Source organism: Oleiphilus sp. HI0123, assembly GCF_001635315.1.
In genome coordinates, this window is the sequence record NZ_LWGE01000227.1 from 1 (window position 1) to 2202 (window position 2202).

The window sequence follows — 2202 nt, forward strand, 5'->3', positions numbered from 1 at the left end:
TATGTCGGACAACTCACCGGCACTCTGCCACAAGCCGTCCATTTCTATCATCCTCCCATGCAGTTTTCACGTTATTTGGAATTACTATTTGAACTCTCTAATCTTCAGCTTCTTGAAAAGCCCTTACTGCGCTTACTCAATGCACTGGAAGAGTTTTTACGAATCCAAAATCTTTATGCCTATGAGTTAAAACTACAACTTCATTTACGAGATAAAGGCTTTCAAGAAGTTTTTGCCAGCTCAGCAAAAGGTGATTATCTGGCAAAGGTATGGCTGGATTTATTCAGCTTACGTTTTGAGTCGGTTAAAGTCCCTTCGCCAGTTATTGGCATCACTATCTCGGCACATAAAACAAAAGCCAAGCACGAAGAAAGCATGGATTTTTTTGAGGGCGGACAGCGTAATGGCTCTTCTTTAGAGCTCATCTCAACACTTCAGGCAAAACTGGGCCCTGATTCAATTAAGAATATTGATTTAGTAGATGACCCACGGCCTGAGCTAAGCACCTGTTTACGTAACTATCAAAACCGGCCTATAAAAAAAGGCATGGCGAACCACCTGACAATCGACAAAGCAAAGCTTCGTCCCAGCCTTTTATTCCCCAAACCAAAAGTATTAAGAGAACGCGTCACGCTTATTGAGGGGCCTGAACGTATCGCGACAGGCTGGTGGGATGAGCAAAACGTTATTCGTGACTACTTTATTGCGCGTGCACATAGCGGCGCTTGGCTATGGGTATTCAGAACACCTGAACAACGTTGGTATTTACATGGAGTATTTGCCTAATGCAGCCTCACTATGCCGAGCTTTTCTGCCAGAGTAACTTCTCTTTTTTGGAAGGCGCGTCTCATGCTGAAGAACTGGCTATCCAGGCTTCATTTTTAGGCTATCAAGCACTCGCTATTACCGATGAATGTTCAGTCGCCGGTGTAGTCAAAGCACATACGGCGATAAAAGAGCATCAGCTACCAATAAAGCTGATTGTCGGCAGCCTCTTCCGCCTCGGCAAACATCTAGAATTGATACTACTCTGCCCCCATCGACAAGCTTATGCCGAGCTATGTCGCTTAATTACGAATGCTAGACGTCGAGCCAAGAAAGGTGAATACCAATTAACAGACTGGGATATCATGAGCATTCAGCATTGCCTGCTTATCTGGTTACCCAGCGGTAAGGCGCATGACCATTCCCAAGCCAAATGGCTGAAGAAGCATCACGCCAACAGACTTTGGCTTGGCTTACAGCGCCACCTGAAATACAACGATAAACAATATATCCAGCACTGCCAGCGTTTGGCCGAAAGTTGGGACTTAGCCATCACCGCCTGCGGTGGTGTATTAATGCATACCGCAACACGCCTACCGCTACAGCACGCTCTGACAGCCATCAGAAAAGGCCGTACCATTGCTCAGTCTGGCAAGCAGCTACTTAACAATACCGAGCGTTGTTTAAGGTCCAGACAGAAAATAAGCAAACTGTTTCGCGAGGAGTATTTACACGAAACTCTTGTTATCGCCCAACAATGCCAATTCAAGCTTAATGAACTTCGTTACGAATACCCTAGCGAGCTAGTCCCGAACAATGAAACACCCATCTCTTACCTGCGTACTTTAGTCACACAAGGCGTGAGGTTTCGTTTCCCTCAAGGTATTCCTGATCATATTCAGTCAACCATAGACAAAGAGCTGAATCTAATTGCAGAGCTGGACTATGCCTACTTCTTCCTAACGATCCACGACATTGTAATGTTCGCCAAACAAAGAGGAATTCTTTATCAAGGAAGAGGCTCTGCAGCCAACTCGGTAGTGTGTTATTGCCTGGAAATCACCTCTGTCGACCCTCGCCAGATATCTGTATTGTTTGAGCGCTTTATCAGTAAGGAGCGCAATGAGCCGCCTGATATCGACGTCGATTTCGAACACGAACGCCGTGAAGAAGTCATTCAGTATATTTATCAGAAATACGGCCGAGAACGAGCAGCCTTAGCTGCAAGCGTCATCACTTATCGCTTTAAAAGCGCCGTCAGGGATGTTGGTAAAGCCTTAGGTATCGCCGAAACACAACTTGAGTTTTTTATTAAGAACGTTAATCGACGTGACCACAGCTTGACTTGGCAGTCACAGATCATCGAATTAGGACTCAACCCAGACACAGGTAAAGGCCAGCAGTTTATTAATCTCGTTAATGAAATTATGGGATTTC

The 2202-nt window shown here is 45.3% G+C and carries 1 protein-coding gene and 1 pseudogene; both read left to right on the plus strand.

The window, feature by feature from the left end; translation table 11 throughout:
• Nucleotides 1-786: pseudogene (locus tag A3761_RS26665) on the plus strand (hypothetical protein); the annotation flags it as partial.
• Nucleotides 786-2202 (plus strand): PHP domain-containing protein (locus tag A3761_RS02230; RefSeq protein WP_156491508.1); only part of this gene is annotated, 1417 nt, incomplete at its 3' end. The pseudogene A3761_RS26665 and the gene A3761_RS02230, both read left to right, overlap by 1 nt.